A 20137-nucleotide genomic window follows, 5' to 3' on the forward strand; every position below is an offset into this window, starting at 1 on the left:
TGTGCTGGACCTTTCCTCCGAGGGGTGCGTCTCTTCGACCCTACGTGTGACCGATCGGTAACGGCACGGAGGGGGCGGGCGCAAGGCGACGCGCCCGGGGCCGGGCGTCGCGTGGCGGACGGGAGGGTGACGACAGGCCCGAGGGCCGCCCTGGCGGGCGGCCCTCGGGGTGCGGCGTGGTCAGGCCTCGATCCCCGGGAGCAGGCCGGTCACGGGTGCGGCGAGGTCGGTGACCTGGTGCAGCTGGCCGAGTTCGCTGAGCCCGTTGACCCCGTTGAGGGCAGCCAGTTCGTCCCTCAGATGGGGCAGCCGGCCCTGTTCCTCGGCGGGGATGCCGCTCGCGGCGATCGAGTCGAGGGTGCTGACCGGATTCAGCTGACCCGATGCCTGCGGGGCGGCCTGGGCGAGCGGGGCGGCGAGGCCGGTGACGCCGACGGCCAGGCCGACGGCGGCGACGATACGTCGAGGGGAGATCATGCCGTGCGCAACGGCCGCGCGGGCCGCTCGGACACGGGTACGGACCACCGCTCACCCGACAGGCTGACCGGTACCGCTGCGCTTGCCGGGGCCGCCGGGGCGGAGGACGCTCGAAGGTGAGGGTGCCGCGGCCCGTGTCCCCTCGGGCCGCGGACCTCGAAGGAGGTCAGCATGGGCACCGCGACAGGTTCCACTTTCGACACCGAGATGCTGCGCCGGGCGGTGGAAGGCAACACGGGGAACACCCTTCTCGCCCTCTACGCGGACGACGCCGAGATCCGCATCGTCGACCGCAACACCCAGCCCAGCCATCCCATGGTCCTGCACGGCAGGGTGCAGATCGCCGAGATGCTGAACGACGTGTACAGCCGCGACATGACGCACAAGCTGGAACAGTGCGTGATGCAGGGCGACCGTGCCGCCTACAGCGAGTCCTGCGAGTACGCGGACGGAACCCGCGTGCTCTCCGAGTCCATGATCACATTGCGCGACGGCAAGATCGCCGAGCAGATCGTGATCCAGGCATGGGACGAATAACGGGGATGCTGCCGAGGATCCAGGTCACCTGTCGGGCGACCTGGAGCTTCACGATGCGGGCCGGACCGGGTGCGGCCCGGCCCGCCCCCTCCCGCACCAGGAACCCGGTGTCCGCGGTGGACCGGGTGATGGCCGTGGCACTGCTCCGGTCGGCCCTGCACGCGGCCCGGCCGCACACGCGAAGCGCCCTCTCCCACCGCCCCGGCCTGCCTCGGCCGCTGCGGCGGCGGCCGTAGCGCGGGGTCCTACGAGGACGGTGTTGTGGTGGAGGTACGCCGGGCGCCGCCATACTGGCCGTCGTGCGGGTAGCGATCATGACGGCGGGGTCCCGCGGGGACGTGGCGCCGTACACGGGACTGGGGCACGGGCTGAGTCGTGCGGGGCACGAGGTCACCCTGGTCACGCACGGCTGCTTCGCGCCGCTGGTCGAGGGGTCCGGGGTCGGTTTCCACGCCCTTCCGGTCGATCCCCGGGCGGAGTTGGAGTCGGAGCGGGGGCGGGGGCTGCACCGCAGCGCGAGCAGTGTGGGCAAGGCCGCCCGGCTGGCGCGGATGGCCCGCGCGCTGGTGGGCCGGATCGCCGGCGACCTGGTCGCCGCCGCCCGCTCGGCCGACGTCCTGCTGCTCTCCGGGTCGCTCGCGCCGCTCGGCCACACCGTCGCCGAGGGACTGTCGCTGCCGAGTCTCGGGGTCTGCCTCCAACCCCTCTCCCCCACCCGGGAGTTCGCGCCGGCCGTGTTGAGCGCGGGTTCCTGGGGCGGGTTCGGCAACCGGGTCGCCGGGCACGGTGTCGCCCTCGGCATGGAGCAGGTGTTCACGGCGGTCGTTCCCGACGTACGCGCCCGGCTCGGGCTGCCTCCCGCGCGCACGGGCGTGGTGCGCCGCGCCCGCGAGCACGCGGCCCGGCCGGTCCTGCACGGCTTCAGCCCGCGGGTGGTGCCCCGCCCGCACGACTGGCCGGCCGGGCACGGTGTCGCCGGCTACTGGTGGCCCTACGACGGCGACGCGCAACTCCCGCCCACGATCTCCGAGTTCATCGACGCCGGTGACCCGCCGGTCTTCGTCGGCCTGGGCAGCGCCACCGTGCCCGACGCCGAACGGCTGAGCGCTCGGGTCACGGCCGCACTGCGCCGGGCGGGGCTGCGCGGGGTGATCCAGCGCGGCTGGGGCGGGCTGGCCGCCGACGGGGACGACATGCTGACCATCGGCGAGGTGCCGCACTCCGCGTTGTTTCCGCGGATGGCCGCCGTGGTCCATCACGCGGGCGCGGGGACGACCGCCGCCGGGCTGCGCGCCGGGGTGCCGGCCGTGCCCGTGCCCGTCCAGTTCGACGAGGGCTTCTGGGCCGCGCGGCTCACCGCGCTCGGCGTGGCCCCGGCCGCCGTACCGCTGCGCGGCCTCACCGTGGACGCGCTGGCCGGGGCGCTGGTGCGGGCGGCCCGTGAGCCCGGGTTCTCCGCGCGGGCACGGGCCCTGGGGACCCGGGTCCGCGCGGAGGACGGCGTGGCGCCGGTGCTGGAGGCGCTGGACCGGCTGGACGGCGGGCACGGGTGAACCACCCCGTGGCCGTACGCCCGTTCAGAAGTTCGTGGCCGCCCAGGCCGCCAGTTCCGACTGGGCCGCGCTGAGCAGTGCCGCGCTCGGCGCACTCGCGCCGTTGGTGATCAGCGCGTAGTGCACGGTGCCGGAGCCGGTCGCGGTGAGCAGCAGGCGGCGGCTGCCGGTGCCGCCCGGTTCGGCGGCGGTGGCGATCGGTGTCGCGCTCGGGGTGGTCGCGTCGTACGACGGCGGGCCGTACGCGGTGCCCAGGTCGGAGACGACCGTGGTGGTGGCGGTGGGGAAGGACGCCGGGAGGTGCAGTTCGGTGGGGGCGGACTGGCCGCCGGAGCGCCAGACCAGCAGGCTGTACTGGCCCGAGCCGACGAGTTGGGACACGTGCGGCAGCGTGCTGGGCACCGGGTTCCAGGTCAGGGTGGTGGAGCCGTCCCGGGAGCGGTCCTCGTAGGTGAAGGCGAGGGTGGTGCCCGCGGTGGCGCTCGGGTACACGCGATCGAGCAGCCGGGCGTCCTGACGGAGGGTCACCGTTCCGGAGTCGTCCATGGCGACGGCGGAGAAGTCCTCGCCGTTCCAGCCGTCGCCGGAGGTCTGGATCTTGCTGGTGTTCCCGTTCATCGCCTCGTGGTGACGGCCGCTGTAGATGTCCCACTGCCACTGGTCGCCCGACAGGACCGTGCCCGAGGACGCAGGGTGGGTCCACCAGTTGGCTCCGGACTGGCGGGAGTCGAGGGCCTGGTACATCGCTTTGAGGACGGTGGGCGCCTTGTCGGAGACCGTGCCGGAGAGCGGGTGCCCGAACTCGCCGACCACGGCGGTGGTTCCGGCGGCCGAGGCGCGGTCGCGGATGGTGCCGAAGTCGGTGGCGTACTGCCCGTCGGCCGCCTTGCCCCACATGAGGATGCCGGAGATGGCCTTCTGGTCGTAGAAGTGGGTCTCGAAGACGTAGCGCGGGCCGAGCGTGCCGGCGTCGAGCAGTCCGCCCTCCTGTTTCTGGGAGTCGATGTTGGCGTTCCAGAAGGGGTTCGGCTCGACGAGTGCGGGCTTGTCCTGCCAGCCGGCCGCGTCCATGCGGGCGCGGAAGGCGGTGTAGAACGGCCAGAGCACGTTCTGCTCCCAACTGCGGCTGGTCTCGCCGGAGTCGTAGGTGCCCGCGTAGGGCTCGTTGTAGGGGTCGAAGCCGATGACGCCGGCGAACTCGTCGGACGACAGGTGGGTGCGGACGTAGGTCATCGTGGTCTGGGCGGTGGCGAGGTAGGCGTCCTGAAGCCCGTAGGCGTTGTGCCAGAAGTCGTGGAACGCGTCGGTCACGGCCGTGTTCTGGGTGATGTTCTGGCCCCAGAACAGGCAGATCCCGCAGGACTCCTGTGGGTAGCCGCCGAGCGCGACGGCCCAGGCGGGGGCGCCGTCGCCGGTGTACCAGCTGCCGCTGTTGAAGAGGTAGCGGGAGTAGAGGTCCTGGTGGAAGTCGGCGGAGACGCGGATGCCCGCGTCGAGGAAGGCGCGCATCTGGTCGGTGGCCGCGGCAAGATACGTGGTGTCCACCTGGCCCCGCACGGGCTCCGCATGGGCCCAGGAGAGCAGGAAGCGGACGGAGTTGCCGCCGCCGAGGGCGCGCAGCGCGGCCGCCGACTTCTGCGCGTCGGCGACGGAGGCGAAGGGCAGGCCGCTGTCCTCCTCCAGCTTGGTCTCGCCGGAGACGTTGTAGCCGCGCAGGACGACCTCGCGGCCGTAGGAGTCGACGAACCGGCCGCTTTGGACGGTGAGTTGTGAGCCGTCGAAGGCGAGCGACCCGGCCGGGGTGGCGGCGGTGGCGGGCGAGGCGCCCGCCACCGTCAGGAATCCGCAGAGGACAACCAGGACAACGATCATTCGTGCCCGGATAGTAGTCATGTGCATTACAGTCCGGCGGGGCTCCGGTACCGTCAATACTCCTGACTGTTGAGTAAGTTTCAATTCATCAGGCGCCTCTGGAGCACTCCTCCGTCAACCCCCCACCCTGCGTGTCACGTTGAGCAGATACTCCGCGCGGTGCAGCGGGTTGTGGTCGGTGCGCGAGCGCTCGGGCACCGTGTCGCCGACGACCGGCACGTAGTGGTCGAAGGAACTCTCCAGTTCGCCCTCTCCCCGCGTCGGGCCGGGCAGTTGGCGCTCCAGCTCGTGCACCTGCGCCGCCGGTACGACGCCTTCGAGCACGCACAGCGCGCCCCGGGTGCGCGTGGTGCGCGGCACCGCCCGCACCCGGGCGAGCAGCGGGAGCAGCGCGCCCAGGGTGTCGGCCGGCGCCTCCAGACGGAAGCGGTGCACCGGCTCGTGGACCGCGGTGCCCGCCCGCCGCAGCGCCTCGACCAGCACCAGCGGGGTGAGGCCGCGGAAGTCGGCCCCGGTGCTCGACATGCTCTTGTCGAAACCCTGGTGGGCGTGGCTCTGCCGCGGCGAGTAGCCGCAGTGGGTCATCGTGACCGCGCAGTCGGGGACCCGCCAGCCGTGCAGCCCCAGCTCCAGGGTCTCCCGCACGGTGTCCTCGACGGCCTTGAAGAAGGCGTACGGCATCGAGCCGAGCTCCACCCCGAGGCGGAAGGAGACGCCCGCACCCGGCGCGGCGGGCTCGGCGCGCAGGCCCACGGTGGCGAGGAACGGGTTGCCGTCCTTCTTGTTGAACTCGACGGCCGCGCCCGCATCCAGCAGCCGCTCCACACAGATGACGGTCGTCTCCCGGAAGCCCACGCGGAGCCCGAACTCGTCGGCGAGGGTGGCCTGGACGACCTCCTTCTGCACCTCTCCGTAGAGCGACACCGACAGCTCCCGCCGCGCCTCGTCGTGACGCAGGCCGATCAGCGGGTCCTGCTCGGCGAGCCGGGTCAGCGCGAGATGCAGCGCCCGCTCGTCCGTGCCGGGTTCGGGCACGACCACGCTCTCCAGGGTCGGGGGCGCGAAGGCGGGCCCGTGCGCGGCGGGCGGCAGGCCCAGCGCGTCGCCGATGCGGATGTCGGCGAGGCCCCAGAGCCGGCCGATGCGTCCGGCGGGCACGGCGTCGCAGCGCAGGTCGGTGCCGTGGTCGAAGACGCTGACGGCGGTGACCTTGCCGTCCCGGCCGTCGGCGCCGAACGGCACGCGGTCGCGGGTGCGCAGGGTGCCGGAGAAGACGCGGGCGTAGGCGATCTTCTCCCCGGCGGGGCCGCGCTCCACCTTGAACACCGAACCGGAGACCGGACCGTCCGGGTCGCCGTCGGCGGCGGGCAGCAACTCCTTGATCCCGGCCGTCAGCGCCGCCACGCCGGCCCCGGTCGCCGCCGAGCCGAAGAGGACCGGGTGCGCCCGGCACCGCCGGGTCTGCGCGACGAGCGCGGCCCGCAGCCGGGGCTCCGGGACGCCCGCCCCTGCCACGTACGCCGCCACCAGGTCGTCGTCGTGCCGGGACAGGACGTCCAGCGCCCGCGCGTCGAGGCCGGGGACGAAGCCGGCCGCGCGGGTGCCGAGGTCATGGGTGCGGCCCAGGGGTACGGCGTCCGCGGTGAGCCGCCGGGCGATCGCGGCGAGCACCTCGTCCTCCCGCGCGCCGCGCCGGTCGATCTTGTTGACGAAGAGCACGGTGGGGATGCGCAGCCGGCGCAGGGTGCGCATCAGGACGCGGGTCTGCGCCTGGACGCCCTCGACGGCCGAGACGACGAGCACGGCGCCGTCGAGCACGCCGAGGACGCGCTCCACCTCGGCGATGAAGTCGGGGTGACCGGGGGTGTCGATGAGGTTGACGGTCACGTCGTCGACCGGGAACGAGACGACGGCGGACCGGATGGTGATGCCACGCTGCCGCTCCAGCGCGAGCGTGTCGGTCTGCGTGCTGCCGGCGTCGACGCTTCCGATCTCGTCGATCACTCCGGCGGTGTGCAGCAGCCGCTCGGTCAGGCTGGTCTTACCGGCGTCCACGTGGGCGAGGATTCCCAGATTGAGCAGGTGCACTGAGCGTGATGTCCTTCGGCATGGGAGGGATTCCTTCCTGGGTGGACATGCACGCTGCGCGCATCGGGACTCCTCGCGGTTCGGCGGTGGTCTCAGCAGTGCAGCAGAACGGAGCGGAGCCGGGCAACGGATTAACGGCCGCGGAAGGACCCGCGGTCCGATCGGCCGGGCGGCTCGGACGGCCTGATCGGCAGGTCGGACGGCCTGATCGGCGGGTCGGGACCGGCGGGTCGGGACCGGCTGGCCGGCCATCGAGGCAGCTCCCACGGACGTGGGGCGGCGGCGCGGGACAAGGAGGCGCTCGTGCGCGAGATTCTTCCGGCACTCGGCCGGTGGTACGCCGAGGGGTCGCCGTTCGGCCTGGCCACGGTCGTGGCCGTGAGCCGCAGCGCGCCGCGGGGCCCCGGCGCGGCGATGGCGGTCGGGCCCGGCGACGAGGTCGTCGGCAGCGTCTCCGGCGGCTGTGTCGAGGGTGCCGTCTACGACCTCGCACGGGAGGTGCTGGCGAGCGGCACGGCACGCCTTGCGACGTTCGGGTACAGCGACGCGGACGCCTTCGCGGTCGGACTGACCTGCGGCGGCGAGATCACCCTGCTGGTACGGCCGGTGGGCCCCGACAGCGATCCCGTCTTCGGCGCGGTCGCGGAGGCGGTGGCGGCGGGCCGCCCGGTGACCGTGGCCACGGTGGCCGACGGGCCCGCCCCGCGCGGCGCCGCGCTCGCGGTGTGGCCGGACCGGGTCCTCGGCACCCTGGGCGCGAGCGGCCTCGACGCGGCGGTCACCGCCGACGCCCGCGGCGAACTCGCGCTCGGCGCGACCGGGTTGCGGCACTACGGGCCGCACGGCGAGCGCCGGGAGGACGCGGTCGCCGTCTTTCTGCACTCGTTCGCGCCGCCGCCCCGGATGCTGGTGTTCGGCGCGATCGACTACGCGGCCGCGGTCGCCCGGATCGGTGACTTCCTCGGCTACCGCGTGACGGTCTGCGACGCGCGGCCCGTCTTCGCCACGCCCCGGCGCTTCCCGCCGGGCGTGGAGGTGGTCGTGGACTGGCCGCACCGCTACCTGCGGGGCACCGAGACCGACGGGCGCACGGTGATCTGCGTGCTCACCCACGACCCGAAGTTCGACGTGCCGCTGCTGACGGAGGCGCTGCGCCGGCCCGCCGCCTACATCGGCGCGATGGGCAGCCGCCGTACCCACGACGACCGGTCCAGGCGGCTCGCCGAGGCGGGGCTGACGGCCGCGGAGCTGTCCCGGCTGCGGTCGCCGCTGGGCCTGGACCTCGGGGCCCGTACCCCCGAGGAGGTCGCCGTGTCCGTCGCCGGGGAGATCGTCGCGCTGCGCTGGGGCGGCACCGGCAGCCCGCTCACCGGCACGGAGGGGGCGATTCACCGGCCCGGCGGCGACGGGTGAGTCGATGCAGAAACGCGACGTTTTTAGTTTTTTCCCGGTTTCTGGTGTTACGCGCAGGAGAGGGGGTAGTCAACGCAGCATCGGAAAGGCATGACATGCCGTCCCTCCCCTGGAAGGAGGTCCGTGACAGAAAGCGCACACTCGCAGCGCCCGGGCCGCTCCCCACGCTGGAGCGGCCCGGTGCCATGTCCGGAGCCAGGTCCGGGGGTGCGCGGCGCGCCCGGACCGCGGCGCCGCGGGGATGTCCTACGACCGTGGCGGCAGCCGGTGCAGTTCCACGTCCGTGAGCTCGCCGTCCGCCACGGTGGCGGTGAGGTAGGTGCAGTGCGGCTGGCGCCTGCGGTCGGTCGGTGAGCCGGGGTTGAGCAGCCGCAGCCCGCTCGGCGCGGTGGTGTCCCACGGGATGTGGCTGTGCCCGAACACCAGGACGTCCAGGTGGGGGAAGCGGGCCGCACAGCGGGCCTCGCGTCCGGCGGCGGGGCCGGTCTCGTGCACGACGCCGAAGCGCAGGCCGTCCAGGTCGGCGTAGGCCACCTCGGGCAGCCGCGCCCGCAGCGCGGGGCCGTCGTTGTTGCCGTGGACCCCGACGAGCCGTCGGCTGCGCGCCTCCAGCAGATCGAGCGTGGCGGTGTCCACCCAGTCCCCGGCGTGGAGGACGACGTCGGCGCGCGGGATCTCGTCGAGCAGCGCGGGCGGCAGTGCCTTGGCGCGCAGCGGGAGGTGGGTGTCGGACATCAGGAGCAGGCGCACGGGCCCAGCGTAGGCGGGCGTCTCGCATCCTCCGCACACCCCGAACACCCGGCGCACCGCGCGCACCCCGCGGCGCCGGTGCGGACGGCAGGCCCGCGGCCGGAGATCTTCAGTCCAAACTGTGCAGCTTGAACTGGACAGTTCCGGCGGTCTGACCTACGGTGGCCCCATGGATCACCGGGCCCCCTGATCCGGCGCGCGCCCGGGTCGCGGGCCACCGGCCCCGCCCCTTCGAAAGGCCTCCCGTGGCACTCAGCACCCTCGACCCCCGTTCCGCCCTCGTCGTCGTCGACCTCCAGCGCGGCATCGCCGGCGCACCCGTCGAACCCCATCCGGGTGCCGACGTCGTAGCCCGTACGGTGGAACTCGCCGACGCCTTCCGCGCCCGGAACCTGCCGGTCGTCCTGGTCCGCGTCTCCTTCGCGGCGGACGGCTCCGACGCCGTGCCGGGCCGCACCGAGCGGCCCCGGGGCGGCGCCGCCCGCCCCGAGGGCTGGGACCTGATCGTCGACGAACTCGCCGGACACCCCGGCGACATCGTCGTGACGAAGCGCAACTGGGGCGCCTTCCACGGCACCGATCTCGACGTGCAGCTGCGCCGCCGCGGGGTCACCCAGATCGTCCTGACCGGCATCGCGACCAGCATCGGCGTCGAGTCGACGGCCCGCGCCGCCCACGAGCACGGCTACCACGTCACCCTCGCCACCGACGCCATGTCCGACATGAGCGCCGAGGCCCATCACGCCAGCGTGGGGCGCATCTTCCCGCGGCTGGGCGAGACGGGCACCACCGCCGAGGTGCTCGAAACGCTGGCCAAGACCGACGACGCGCGGTGAAGGTGCCGTAGACGGACTGTGACACCGACGGAACAGTCCGGTGTGAACCCGCCCAAGCGGGCGGGTTAGGCTTCGCCCACGCGCACCGTGCCACCACACAGGGTGGCGAGCTAAGGGGGCTTGGAAGCCGGATGCCGGTCAAAGTCAGCGTTGTCGTCCCCGTGTACAACCCCGGGTCCTACATCGAGGACTGCATCTCCTCGATGTTGCGGCAGTCGCTGCCTCCCGACGAATTCGAAGTGATCTTCGTCGACGACGGCTCCACCGACGCGACCCCGGCCCGGCTCGACGCGGTCGCCGCCGAGCACCCGCACATCCAGGTGATCCACCAGGCCAACTCCGGCTGGTCGGGCAAGCCGCGCAACGTCGGCATCGAGGCCGCGCGCGGCGAGTACGTGATGTTCGTCGACAACGACGACTACCTCGGCGACGAGGCCCTGGAGCGGATGTACGAATACGGCGTCGCCAACAAGGCGGACGTCGTCGTCGGCAAGATGGCCGGCAAGAACCGCTCGGTGCCGGTGGAGCTGTTCCGCGTCAACCGCCCGCACGCCTCGGTCGAGAACGCGCCGCTGATCGACAGCCTCACCCCGCACAAGATGCTGCGGCGGGACTTCCTCGACCGCATCGAGCTGCGCTTCCCCGAGGGCAGGCGCCGCCTGGAGGACCACGTCTTCGTCACCGAGGCGTATCTGCGGGCGGACAACGTCTCCGTGCTCAGCGACTACGTCTGCTACTACCACATCGGACGCGACGACGCCTCGAACGCGGGCTTCCAACGCTTCGACCCGGTCGGCTACTTCAAGAACCTCCGCGAGGCCCTCGACGTCGTGGAGCGGTACACCGAGCCGGGCCGGCTGCGCGACCGGCTCTTCCGCCGCTGGCTGCGGGTGGAGATGGTCGAGCGGATGCGCGGCAACCGGCTGCTGTCCAAGCCCGACGCCTACCGGCGCGAGCTGTTCGAGGAGATGCGCGCGGTCGTCGTGGAGCGCTTCGGCCCCGGCGTGGACGCCGGTCTGCCGCCCGCGCAGCGCATCGTCGCCGGGCTGATCAGGGCCGACCGCTACGACGACGTCGTACGGCTGGCCGAGTGGGAGAAGAGCGTCGCGCCCAAGGCGGTCCCGGACACGGTGGCCTGGCAGGGCGACGAACTGCGGGTCGGCTTCACCGTCGAGTACACCGCGGCCAAGGTGCCGCTGACCTTCCCGGCGGACGCGCAGGGCACGCCCGCCGAGGGCCTGCCCGCCGACCTCGACCAGGCGATCGCCTGGCTCGGCGCCGACTCCGTGGCCGCGCTGGAACGGGCCGGCGTGGACCTGGTGCTGCGCAACCGCGAGAGCTCGGCGTCCTACTTCCAGCCGGTGGAGTTCTCCCGCGAGCAGGTCCCGGCGGGCGACGGCCGGGTGCGGCTGGTCCTGCACGCGACGGCCACCGTCGACCCGGCCGGCGCGGCGGGCGGCGCACCGCTCGAAGCGGCGCTGTGGGACACGTTCGTGCGGGTCAGGCTCGGCAGCTGGACCAAGGAGTGCCGGCTGGGCCCGGCGCCCGCGCACCGCCGTCCGACGCCGTACGCCGGTGTCGTCGCGGGCCGTGTCGTCCTGCCGTACTGGACCAAGCAGCACGGCAACCTCTCGCTGGACGTCGATCTGGCGAGCAAGGCCCTCAAGCTGAACCGGCTGGCGCCCGAAGACGTCCTGCTCTCCGGGGACCGGCTCAAGGCGGTGCTCCCGCTGCACGTCGGGCGCACCACGGACGTCGTGCTGCGGCTGACCGGCACCGGCGGACAGGTCGTCGAGACGCCCGGCACGCTGGCACCGACCGACGGCCCCGGCGCGGCCCTCGCGGTCACGCTGCCGTCGGCGGAGCTGCGCGGCGCGAGCTGGCGGCCGGAGCTGTGTCCGGTCCCGGACGCCGTGCCGCGGCGCTTCCACGTGCTGCCGGTGGCGCTGCGCGCCGGGCGGGCGGGAGGCGTCCAGGTGGCGGCTCCGGCGGCGCCGGGCACCGCACGGCGGGTGGTGCGGCGGCTGCGCCGCCTGGTAGGCACGGTCCTGGGCAGGACGGCGCCCAAGGGCGCGACGGGAAGGGCGTGACGGGGTGCGTTCACTGGGCATCGAGGGAGCCTGGGTGCTGGAGCCGAAGGTGTTCCCGGACGACCGGGGCTCCTTCCACGAGTGGTACCGCGGCGAGGAGTTCCGCGAGGCGACGGGGTACGACCTGACGCCGGCGCAGGCCAACTGCTCCGTCTCGCGGCGGGGCGTGGTGCGCGGTGTGCACTTCGCGGACGTGCCGCCGGGGCAGGCCAAGTACGTCACCTGCGTGCGCGGTGCCGTGCTGGACGTGGTGGTGGACATCCGGACCGGCTCGCCCACCTTCGGCCAGTGGGAGGCGGTGCGGCTGGACGACGACACGCACCACGCCGTGTTCCTCGCCGAGGGCCTCGGGCACGCGTTCATGGCGCTCACCGACGACGCCACGGTGATCTACCTGTGCTCGACCGGGTACGCCCCGCAGCGGGAGCACGGGCTGCACCCGCTCGATCCGGACCTGGGCATCGCCTGGCCGGACGGCATCGAGCCGGTCCTGTCCGACAAGGACGCCGAGGCGCCGTCGCTGGCCGAGGCGCTGCGCTCGGGTCTGCTGCCGTCGTACGCGGACTGCGCGGCCCACTACGCGCGACTGCGCGGCGCGAGCGGCGACTGACGTCGTACGGCGGCGCGGCTCACCGGACGACGGAGCGGCTCACCCGGAAGGTTCCGGGTGAGCCGCTCCGTCGTCCGGGGTGCGGGTCAACGCACCGTGCCGAGCTGGCTCACCGCGCGGCGCAGCGGCTCCCAGCCGCGGGCGCGCTTGGTGCCGCGGTTGCGCGCCTTGACCAGTGGGCCCCAGAAGCCGGCGCCGACCAGGGTCTCCGGCTTCACGGACACCGTGCGCTCCAGGATCGACTCGGGCACCTTCTGCGGGTCGGGCACCTCGAACTCGGCGATGATCTCGTCGTACTTGTCCTTGAGGACCGTGCTCGACGGGTCCGCGCCGAAGACCACCAGCTGGCCGGTGGGCTCGGTGTCGACGAGGACCGTCACCAGGTCGGGGCGGTGGCGGTTGAGGATCTCGACGAGCTTGTAGACGTCACCGGTCCAGGCGTTGGTGTGCCGGTCGCGGGCGGCCTCGTCGATGTTGCGCGGCAGCATGTCGTCGAAGACGATGACGCTCGCCCAGTCCGCGTGCTTCTCGATGTTGATGAAGTCGCGCAGCGCGTACTCGAACAGGTGCATGCCGTCGATGAACGACAGGTCGAGCGTGGTGCGCTGCCAGTAGCCGAACGGGCTGCGGTTGCGCGCCAGTTGACGCAGCGGGTGACGGCCGCCCCGCAGGTGCGCCAGCGGGTTGTCGCGCGCGAAGAAGTCGTCGCTGGTCGCCTTGGCCAGATGGACGTCGCAGCGGATTTCCGTGACCACCTTGAAGGCGGGGTCGACCGCGATGCTGGGCACCCGGGAGAGCGTCAGGCTGCGCCCGTCGTTGACGCCGATCTCCAGGTAGTTGCGGTTCGCGGTGACCTTGTGGAGTTCCCGCAGGAACTCATGACGCTTCACGACAGACTCTCCTTGCGGATATGAGGCAGTGCTTCCTTGAGGGCGGACTTCCAGTCCCGCGGCGCCGCCAGGCCCATCTCGCGCCACCTGTCGTGCCCGAGGGCGCTGTAGGCGGGGCGCGGGGCGGGCCGCGGGAAGGCGTCGCTGCTCGTGGGGCGCACCCGGTCCGGGTCGGCGCCGGCGAGCAGGAAGATCTCACGGGCGAACTCGTACCAGCTCGCCTCGCCGGAACTCGTGGCGTGGAAGACCCCGCGGCCGTCCTCGCCCCGGCTGAGCCTGGTGCCGACGAGGACGAGCAGTTCGGCGACGTCGGCGCTCCACGTGGGCTGGCCACGCTGGTCGTCGACGACGTCGAGGGTGTCCCGGCGGGTCTCCAGGTCGAGCATCGTCGCCACGAAGTTGCGGCCGTGGGCGCCGTAGAGCCAGGCGGTCCGCACGACGGCGGCGGCGTCCGGGAGTTCCTCCAGGACACCGCGTTCACCGGCGAGTTTGGTGCGGCCGTAGGCGGTGCGCGGCGCGGTCGGATGGTCCTCCGGGTACGGCGTGGTGCGGGCCTCGCCGGAGAAGACGTAGTCGGTGGAGACGTGGACGAGCCGGGCCGTGTGCTCGGCGCAGGCGCGGGCGAGGACGCGGGGTCCTTCGCCGTTGACCTTCAGGGCGCGGGCCTCGTCGGTCTCGGCGTCGTCGACGGCCGTGTAGGCGGCGCAGTTGACGATCACGTCCGGCCCGTGGTCGGCGAACGCCCGCCGCACCGCGCCCGGTTCGGTGATGTCGAGGTCGTCGCGGGTCAGGCCCGTGACGTCCGCGCCGCGGCCGCGCAGTTCGGCGACCGTGTCGGCGCCGAGCATGCCGCCCGCCCCCGTGACCAGCCAGCGCATCAGGCCCCCTGTCCGGCGCGTCGCTTCAGCGGCTCCCACCAGGCACGGTTGTCGCGGTACCACGCGACGGTGTCGGCGAGGCCGGCGGTGAACTCGCGGCGCGGGTGGTAGCCCAACTCGTCGCGGATCTTGGACCAGTCGACGGAGTAGCGCAGGTCGTGGCCCTTGCGGTCCTCGACGTGCTCGACGCTGTCCCAGGTCGCGCCGCAGGCCTCCAGCAGCAGCCCGGTGAGTTCCTTGTTGCTGAGTTCGGTGCCGCCGCCGATGTTGTAGACCTCGCCCGAGCGGCCGCGGGTGCGGACCAGTTCGACGCCCTGGCAGTGGTCCTCGACGTGCAGCCAGTCGCGGACGTTGAGGCCCTCGCCGTAGAGCGGCACCTTCCTGCCGTCGAGGAGGTTGCTGACGAACAGCGGGATGACCTTCTCGGGGAACTGGTGCGGCCCGTAGTTGTTGGAGCAGCGGGTGACCCGCACGTCGAGGCCGTGGGTGCGGTGGTAGGCCAGGGCGAGCAGGTCGGAGGAGGCCTTGGAGGCGGAGTAGGGCGAGTTGGGCTCAAGCGGGTGGTCCTCGGGCCAGGAGCCCGACGTGATGGAGCCGTAGACCTCGTCGGTGGAGACGTGCACGAACGGGCCGACGCCGTGCCGCAGGGCCGCGTCCAACAGGGTCTGCGTGCCGAGGACGTTGGTGCGCACGAAGTCGGCGGCGCCCAGGATGGAGCGGTCCACGTGGGACTCGGCGGCGAAGTGCACCACCTCGTCCGCGTCGGCCATCAGCTTCTCGACGAGGTCGGCGTCGCAGATGTCGCCCTGGACGAACTCCAGGCGGGGGTGGCCGATCGGGAGGTTGTCGAGGGTGCCCGCGTAGGTCAGCTTGTCGAGCACGGTGATCCGGGGCGCGCCGGGCGCGTCCGCGGCGAGCAACTGCCGTACGTACGTGGAGCCGATGAAACCGGCGGCGCCGGTGACGAGGAGGTTCATGAATGGATCTGCACCTTGCTGTGGTCGCCGAGGACGAGACGGTGGGCGCTGGGGACGCCCGCGGCCGGGGTCAGCTCGACGTGCCGGCCGATCAGTGAGGACTCGATGCGGCCCACCCCGTCGATGGAGGAGTCCCGCAGCACGATGGAGAACTCCAACTCGCTGTCGACGATGCGGCAGTTCTCGGCGACGGAGGTGAAGGGGCCGACGTAGGAGTTGATCACCTCGGTCCCGTGGCCGATGATCGCGGGGCCGACGACGCGGGAGTTGACGATGCGCGCGCCTTTCTCGACCACCACGCGGCCCACGACCTCGGACGCCTCGTCCACCGTGCCGTCGATGCGCTCGTCCATCGCCTCCAGGACGGTCCGGTTGACCTCCAGCATGTCGGTGACGTTGCCGGTGTCCTTCCAGTAGCCCTTGATGATGGTGGAACGCACCTCGGCGCGGACGTCGATGAGCCGCTGGATGGCGTGGGTGATCTCCAACTCCCCGCGCCAGGAGGGCTCGATGGCGCGTACGGCGTCGTGGATCGCCGGGGTGAACAGGTAGACGCCGACCAGGGCGAGGTCGCTCTTGGGCTCGCTCGGCTTCTCCTCCAGGCCCACGACCTGCCCGGCGGCGTCGAGTTCGGCGACGCCGAAGGCGCGCGGGTCGGGGACGCGGGTGAGCAGGATCTGGGCGTCGGGGCGGTGGGCGCGGAACTCGTCGACGAGGTCGGTGATGCCGCCGACGATGAAGTTGTCGCCCAGGTACATGACGAAGTCGTCGTCACCGAGGTACTCGCGGGCGATGAGCACCGCGTGCGCCAGGCCGAGCGGCCGGTCCTGCGGGATGTAGGTGACGTCCAGGCCGAACTGCGCGCCGTCGCCGACCGCCTCGCGGATCTCCTCCGCGGTGTCCCCGACGATCACCCCGACCTCGGTGATCCCGGCGGCCGCGATCGATTCGAGGCCGTAGAACAGCACGGGCTTGTTCGCCACCGGAACGAGTTGCTTCGCCGAGGTGTGTGTGATCGGACGCAGCCGTGTACCGGCACCGCCGGAGAGCACCAGAGCCTTCATCTGCTTCACCTTAGCCTCGATCGTCCGTCAGGTCCCGGTTCCAGTTTTGTCGCTTTGTTACGGCAGTGCCGACGTGAGCTTGCCGCAGGGCGACGGCCCTGTGACCGGGTGTTCCGGGCAAAGCGCGCCCGATCCCCACCTCAAGGTGTCCCCGGCCCCTTTGGAATCGGTGGTTCCGGCCTGTTCGCGGACATGCGGACGTCGAGGCCGCGCTCGGCCTCGACGTCCAGTAATTACTGCGAACGAGTGAATGGCGTTCTTCGGGTGGACCCGATCCCCGTCCGGCCCTCGCCCTCGCTCGGTCTCCGCCCCCGCTCAGTCCTCGCCTCTGACGATGTTCCCGTCGCCGCCCTTGCGCTCGGCGGCCGGGGAGTGCTCGTCGCCGAAGGCCGACACGCAGGTGCGCACCTGTTCCGCCCGCGGGTCGTGCGCCTTCGCCCAGCCTGTCCGGGGCGTCCTGAAGAGGGTCTCGTCATCGCTGCGCGCCGTCACTGCCCTTCATCTTCCTTCTGCGTCCGTCGTCCGTCGTACCGCTCGGGCCCGGCGCCCACCGGACCCGCGCCTCCCGGGTCCCCCGTTCGGGGTAGGGCAAACACGGGCGCCGCGCGCCGTCGCGCGCCCCTCAGCCCCAGCGCCGCCGGCGCTGCTCGGCCGCGGGCCTGGTGCCCGAGGGGTTGAGCTGGTGCGGGGTGAGGCGCTCGCTCCCGTCCTGCGCGCGGGGCACCTCGTCGGGCTCACGCATCTCCCGCGTCTCGTGGACGGGGCCGGAGGCCGGCGGCGACGGCTGGTCGCCGGGGCCCGGGGCCGGGGACTCGCTCCGCCGCACACCGATGCCGAACCGTACGGCCCACACCAGGGCACCGGCGACGACCAGGCCGCCGATCAGCACGGCGACGAGGCCGAGGGCGGTACCGGCGGAGGCTGCTTCGTAGCGTGTGGTGTCCATGGCGGGCGGGTACCCCGCATCGCCCGGCCCGACCCTTATGCGGGGAGCGATCCCACGGCTCAGCGGACTCACGGGTCAGCGATCCCACGGCTCAGCGAACTCACGGCTCAGCGATCCCACGGCTCAGCGAACTCACGGCTGTGCGGGCCCGGTCGCCGCCTCCTCCACGTCGGCCTCCACGTCGGCGCGGGGGCGGCCCTCGTCGCGGGCGTACTCGTTGAGCGCGGTCTGCGCGTCCCGGGCCAGGTCGCGCCAGGCGCGCAGGGCCGTCTCGTAGGTTCCGCTCTGCGTCTCGGTCCACTGCCCGCTCGCCGGTGGGCCGTAGCGGTCCCGCAGTTCGAGGACCCTGCTGTGCGCGAGGTCGGCCGCCCGCTGCTTCTCGACGAGTTCTTCGAAGGTGTGCGCCACAACCCCCGACCCAATCACGGCACCGCGGTCCCGGCCTCCCGAAACCCCCCGGGCGGGGCCCGCGGGCACCCGTGCGGCGGTTCACGCGTCCAGGTTGATCTCGCTCCACACCTGCTTGCCGCCGCTGACCGGCACCGTGCCCCAGGCCGCGGACACGGCCTCCACCAGCAGCACGCCACGGCCGCCGGTGGCCTCCCAGCCGATCCGCGTGGGCTTGATCGGAGTGCGCGGCGAGGTGTCGGAGACCGAGACCCGCAGCCGGTTGTTGACCAGGGTGAGGTCGAGGCGGACCTTGCCGTCGGTGTGCACCAGGGCGTTGGTGACCAGCTCGGAGACGACCAGCAGGGCGCTGTCCATGGAGTCGGCGGAGACGCCCCAGGTGCGCAGGGTGCGGCGGGTGAAGCGGCGGGCGTGCCGGACGGCCTCGGGGACCCGCCACACCGTCCAGCTCTCCCGCTGCGGGCGGGAGGCCATGCCGTCGTAGCGCATGAGCAGCAGGGCCACGTCGTCGCTGCGCCGCGCGCCGTCGAGCAGCGCGTCGGCGACCGCGCCGAGGTGGGCCGGGTCGGTCGCGGCCAGCTCCGCGGCGAACCGTGCCATGCCGTCGTCGATGTCCGTGTCGGGGGACTCCACCAGGCCGTCGGTGGTGAGCGCGAGGACCGTGCCGCGCTGGAGGCGCAGCGGGGTGAGCGGGAAGTCGGCCTGGGTGACGACGCCGAGCGGCGGTCCGCCCTCAGCCTCGACGAGGACGGTCTCGCCGTTCGGCAGGCGCAGCACGGGGGGCAGATGGCCCGCGCGGACCAGCCAGGCGGTGCCCTCCTCCATGTCGACGTCGACATAGCAGCAGGTGGCGAAGAGGTCGGTCTCCATCTCCATGAGGAGGCGGTTGGCGTGGGAGACGACCACGTCCGGCGGGTGCACCTCGGCGGCGTAGGCGCGCAGGGCGGTGCGCATCTGCCCCATGAGGGTGGCGGCGGCCGCGCTGTGGCCCTGCACGTCGCCGATGACGAACGCGACGTGGTTGTCGGGCAGCGGGATGACGTCGTACCAGTCGCCGCCGACCTCCAGGCCCGCGGTGGTCGGCAGGTAGCGGGCGACGGCGACCGCGCCGGGCAGGGTCGGCAGCCGGCGCGGCAGCAGCTGGCGCTGGAGCATGCTGACCAGCTCGTGCTCGGCGTCGAGGGCGTGCGCCCGCATCAGGGCCGCTCCGGCCAGGCCCGCGGAGGCGGTGAGCAGGGCGCGCTCGTCGGGGCCGAAGTCGTGCGGGGCGTCCCAGCCGATCAGACAGGCTCCGGCCATCCGGTTGCCGGCGGGCAGCGGCAGCACGGCGAGTCCGCCGGGGCCGACCTCGGCGAGGGCGGGCTCCAGCGGGGTGCCGGCCGGCCAGATCTGGGCGCGGCCCTCGCGCAGCGCGGTGGCGAGGGTGGGCATGGCGCGCACGGAGGCGTCGGGCCACTCGCCGCGCCACTCCATGCGCCACAGCTCGGGCCAGACCTCCGGCGCGGGCGGGTCGAGCACGGTGACGACGAGCCGCTCGCCCTCCAGCTCGGCCAGCGCGATGCGGTCGGCGCGCAGCGGCCGGCGCAGCGCGGTGACCACGGCCTTGCTGACGTCGCGGACGGTACCGGCGGTGGACAGGGCGGCGGCGAGGCGCTGGACGCGGGCGACGTCGTTCACACCGGAGCGCAGGGTGGAGGCGTCGGCGACGGTGCCGACCAGGCGGGCCGCCTGTCCCTCGCCGCTCGGCACCAGGCGTCCGCGCAGCCTCAGCCAGCGCGGGGACCCGGCGGTGCGCAGGACGCGGAACTCCAGCTCGCGCTCGCCGAGCGAGGTGTGGTCGGCCTCGACGACGGACATCAGGGAGGGCAGGTCCTCGGGCACGGTGAGGCCGAGCAGCGTCTCGACCTTGCCGTCGAATTCGTCCGGGGCGATCCCGAACAGCTGGAGGATCTCCTCGCCGACCTCGACCCGGCCGGTGTCCACGGCCAGGCTGAAGCCGTTCGGCGGCACCCGGCCCGGACCGGTCGCCGCGCCCGGGGCGCCGGGGCGGGCCGGTGCCTGGCGTGCGACGGCGGCGGCGATCAGGTCCAGGCAGCGGCGGTCCTCCTCGTCGAAGCCGTCGGGCTGCTCGCCGATGGCGACCATGCAGCCGGCCGTGCCGGTGACGCGGGTGGGCAGCACCGCGAGATGGAAGTCGCGTGACGGCAGCCGGCGCGCGTCGGCGCAGTCGGCGAGCTCGGACGGCTTGAGCCAGACCGGCCCGCCCGTGCGGTAGGCCTCGGCCACCGGGGAGGGCCCCGCGACCGGGTAGGCGTCGCGCAGGCCGTACAGGCTCCGTGGCAGGCCGGCGGTCTCCACCAGGCACAACACGTCCCCGCCCTCGTCCGGCGTGTACACGGCAGCGACTGCCGCGCCACTGAAGACGAGCGCCTGTTCGAGAACGCCGCGCAGCCGGCCCGGCACGTCCAGATCGGCCGTGAGTGTTTTCAGGGCAACTTCGGCACGCAGCGCTCTCGTTCTGCCCACCGCAGCGCCTCCACTGACCACACTCGTCATTACAGCGCGGATAAGGCTCCTGCGCAGCCCCTGTGACCGCCCCGGACTCGGGGCCCGCGCCGCTGACGAGCGCCCTTGCGCGCAACGGCCCGGAAACGGTGTCCCCTGTATGTCCCGTACACCGAGGCGCCCGGAAACCGGCTGGGCGACGACCGCGCACGATCACGACCGGGTGCGCACGGATCGATACCG

General features: G+C 73.0%; 18 protein-coding genes. 6 read left to right on the forward strand and 12 right to left on the reverse strand.

Annotated elements, in window-relative coordinates; all coding sequences use genetic code 11:
* Positions 1–180: 180 nt before the first annotated feature.
* Positions 181–477 carry a hypothetical protein gene (locus tag WN71_RS05230; RefSeq protein WP_046587325.1) on the reverse strand — a complete coding sequence of 99 codons (297 nt, stop codon included), beginning with the start codon at positions 475–477 and terminating at the stop codon, positions 181–183.
* Positions 478–648: 171 nt separating this feature from the next.
* Between WN71_RS05230 and WN71_RS05235 the strand changes: the two genes are divergently transcribed.
* Both WN71_RS05235 and WN71_RS05245 read left to right on the forward strand, forming a co-directional pair.
* On the forward strand, positions 649–1014 hold the full coding sequence (locus WN71_RS05235; RefSeq protein ID WP_046587323.1) for a nuclear transport factor 2 family protein: 366 nt from the start codon (positions 649–651) through the stop codon (positions 1012–1014).
* 314 nt (positions 1015–1328) lie between these two features.
* Complete coding sequence (locus WN71_RS05245; RefSeq protein WP_046587319.1) at positions 1329–2567, forward strand: glycosyltransferase; 1239 nt, start codon at positions 1329–1331, stop codon at positions 2565–2567.
* A 24-nt stretch (positions 2568–2591) separates the two neighbouring features.
* Here WN71_RS05245 and WN71_RS05250 read toward each other — a convergent pair whose 3' ends face one another.
* Together WN71_RS05250 and WN71_RS05255 are read right to left on the reverse strand one after the other, a co-directional pair.
* On the reverse strand, positions 2592–4466 hold the full coding sequence (locus WN71_RS05250; RefSeq protein WP_046587317.1) for a cellulase family glycosylhydrolase: 1875 nt from the start codon (positions 4464–4466) through the stop codon (positions 2592–2594).
* Positions 4467–4553: 87 nt separating this feature from the next.
* Positions 4554–6527 (reverse strand): elongation factor G, encoded by a 1974-nt coding sequence (locus tag WN71_RS05255; protein WP_046587315.1) that lies wholly within the window; start codon positions 6525–6527, stop codon positions 4554–4556.
* Positions 6528–6830: 303 nt separating this feature from the next.
* Here WN71_RS05255 and WN71_RS05260 point away from each other — a divergent pair, with 303 nt between their 5' ends.
* Positions 6831–7940, forward strand: a complete 1110-nt coding sequence (locus WN71_RS05260; protein WP_046587313.1) for an XdhC family protein — start codon at positions 6831–6833, stop codon at positions 7938–7940.
* Positions 7941–8186: 246 nt separating this feature from the next.
* On the opposite strand, the gene WN71_RS05265 is transcribed toward WN71_RS05260, so the two are convergent.
* Positions 8187–8690 (reverse strand): metallophosphoesterase family protein, encoded by a 504-nt coding sequence (locus WN71_RS05265; RefSeq protein WP_046587310.1) that lies wholly within the window; start codon positions 8688–8690, stop codon positions 8187–8189.
* Between the two features lie 245 nt (positions 8691–8935).
* On the opposite strand from WN71_RS05265, the gene WN71_RS05270 reads away from it, so the two are divergent.
* The 3 genes from WN71_RS05270 to rfbC all read left to right on the forward strand — a co-directional run bounded on the left by WN71_RS05270 (position 8936) and on the right by rfbC (position 12226).
* A complete protein-coding gene (locus WN71_RS05270; RefSeq protein ID WP_046587309.1) occupies positions 8936–9526 on the forward strand; it encodes an isochorismatase family protein in 591 nt (196 codons plus the stop codon).
* Between the two features lie 131 nt (positions 9527–9657).
* Positions 9658–11616: a glycosyltransferase family 2 protein gene (locus WN71_RS05275; protein ID WP_046587307.1), complete on the forward strand. Its 1959-nt coding sequence runs from the start codon at positions 9658–9660 to the stop codon at positions 11614–11616.
* A 4-nt stretch (positions 11617–11620) separates the two neighbouring features.
* Complete coding sequence (rfbC, locus tag WN71_RS05280; RefSeq protein WP_046587305.1) at positions 11621–12226, forward strand: dTDP-4-dehydrorhamnose 3,5-epimerase; 606 nt, start codon at positions 11621–11623, stop codon at positions 12224–12226.
* An 86-nt stretch (positions 12227–12312) separates the two neighbouring features.
* On the opposite strand, the gene WN71_RS05285 is transcribed toward rfbC, so the two are convergent.
* From WN71_RS05285 to WN71_RS05315, 8 genes are all read right to left on the reverse strand, one after another.
* Positions 12313–13116 (reverse strand): class I SAM-dependent methyltransferase, encoded by an 804-nt coding sequence (locus tag WN71_RS05285; protein WP_046587303.1) that lies wholly within the window; start codon positions 13114–13116, stop codon positions 12313–12315.
* A complete protein-coding gene (gene rfbD / locus WN71_RS05290) occupies positions 13113–13994 on the reverse strand; it encodes a dTDP-4-dehydrorhamnose reductase (protein WP_046587301.1) in 882 nt (293 codons plus the stop codon). The genes WN71_RS05285 and rfbD overlap by 4 nt, the downstream gene beginning before the upstream one ends.
* A complete protein-coding gene (gene rfbB / locus WN71_RS05295) occupies positions 13994–14971 on the reverse strand; it encodes a dTDP-glucose 4,6-dehydratase (protein ID WP_046587298.1) in 978 nt (325 codons plus the stop codon). The genes rfbD and rfbB overlap by 1 nt, the downstream gene beginning before the upstream one ends.
* A complete protein-coding gene (locus tag WN71_RS05300) occupies positions 14968–16035 on the reverse strand; it encodes a glucose-1-phosphate thymidylyltransferase (RefSeq protein ID WP_046587296.1) in 1068 nt (355 codons plus the stop codon). Before WN71_RS05300 ends, rfbB begins: the two co-directional genes overlap by 4 nt.
* A gap of 315 nt (positions 16036–16350) precedes the next feature.
* Positions 16351–16527, reverse strand: coding sequence for a hypothetical protein (locus WN71_RS41755; protein ID WP_167382895.1), 177 nt, complete (start codon positions 16525–16527; stop codon positions 16351–16353).
* 130 nt (positions 16528–16657) lie between these two features.
* Complete coding sequence (locus WN71_RS05305; protein ID WP_046587293.1) at positions 16658–16981, reverse strand: DUF6479 family protein; 324 nt, start codon at positions 16979–16981, stop codon at positions 16658–16660.
* Between the two features lie 132 nt (positions 16982–17113).
* Positions 17114–17389: a hypothetical protein gene (locus WN71_RS05310; RefSeq protein WP_046587291.1), complete on the reverse strand. Its 276-nt coding sequence runs from the start codon at positions 17387–17389 to the stop codon at positions 17114–17116.
* A gap of 81 nt (positions 17390–17470) precedes the next feature.
* Positions 17471–19945, reverse strand: a complete 2475-nt coding sequence (locus WN71_RS05315) for a SpoIIE family protein phosphatase (RefSeq protein ID WP_071369802.1) — start codon at positions 19943–19945, stop codon at positions 17471–17473.
* Positions 19946–20137: the final 192 nt, after the last annotated feature.

It is taken from the genome of Streptomyces mangrovisoli (assembly GCF_000974985.2).
Lineage (GTDB): Bacteria > Actinomycetota > Actinomycetes > Streptomycetales > Streptomycetaceae > Streptomyces > Streptomyces mangrovisoli.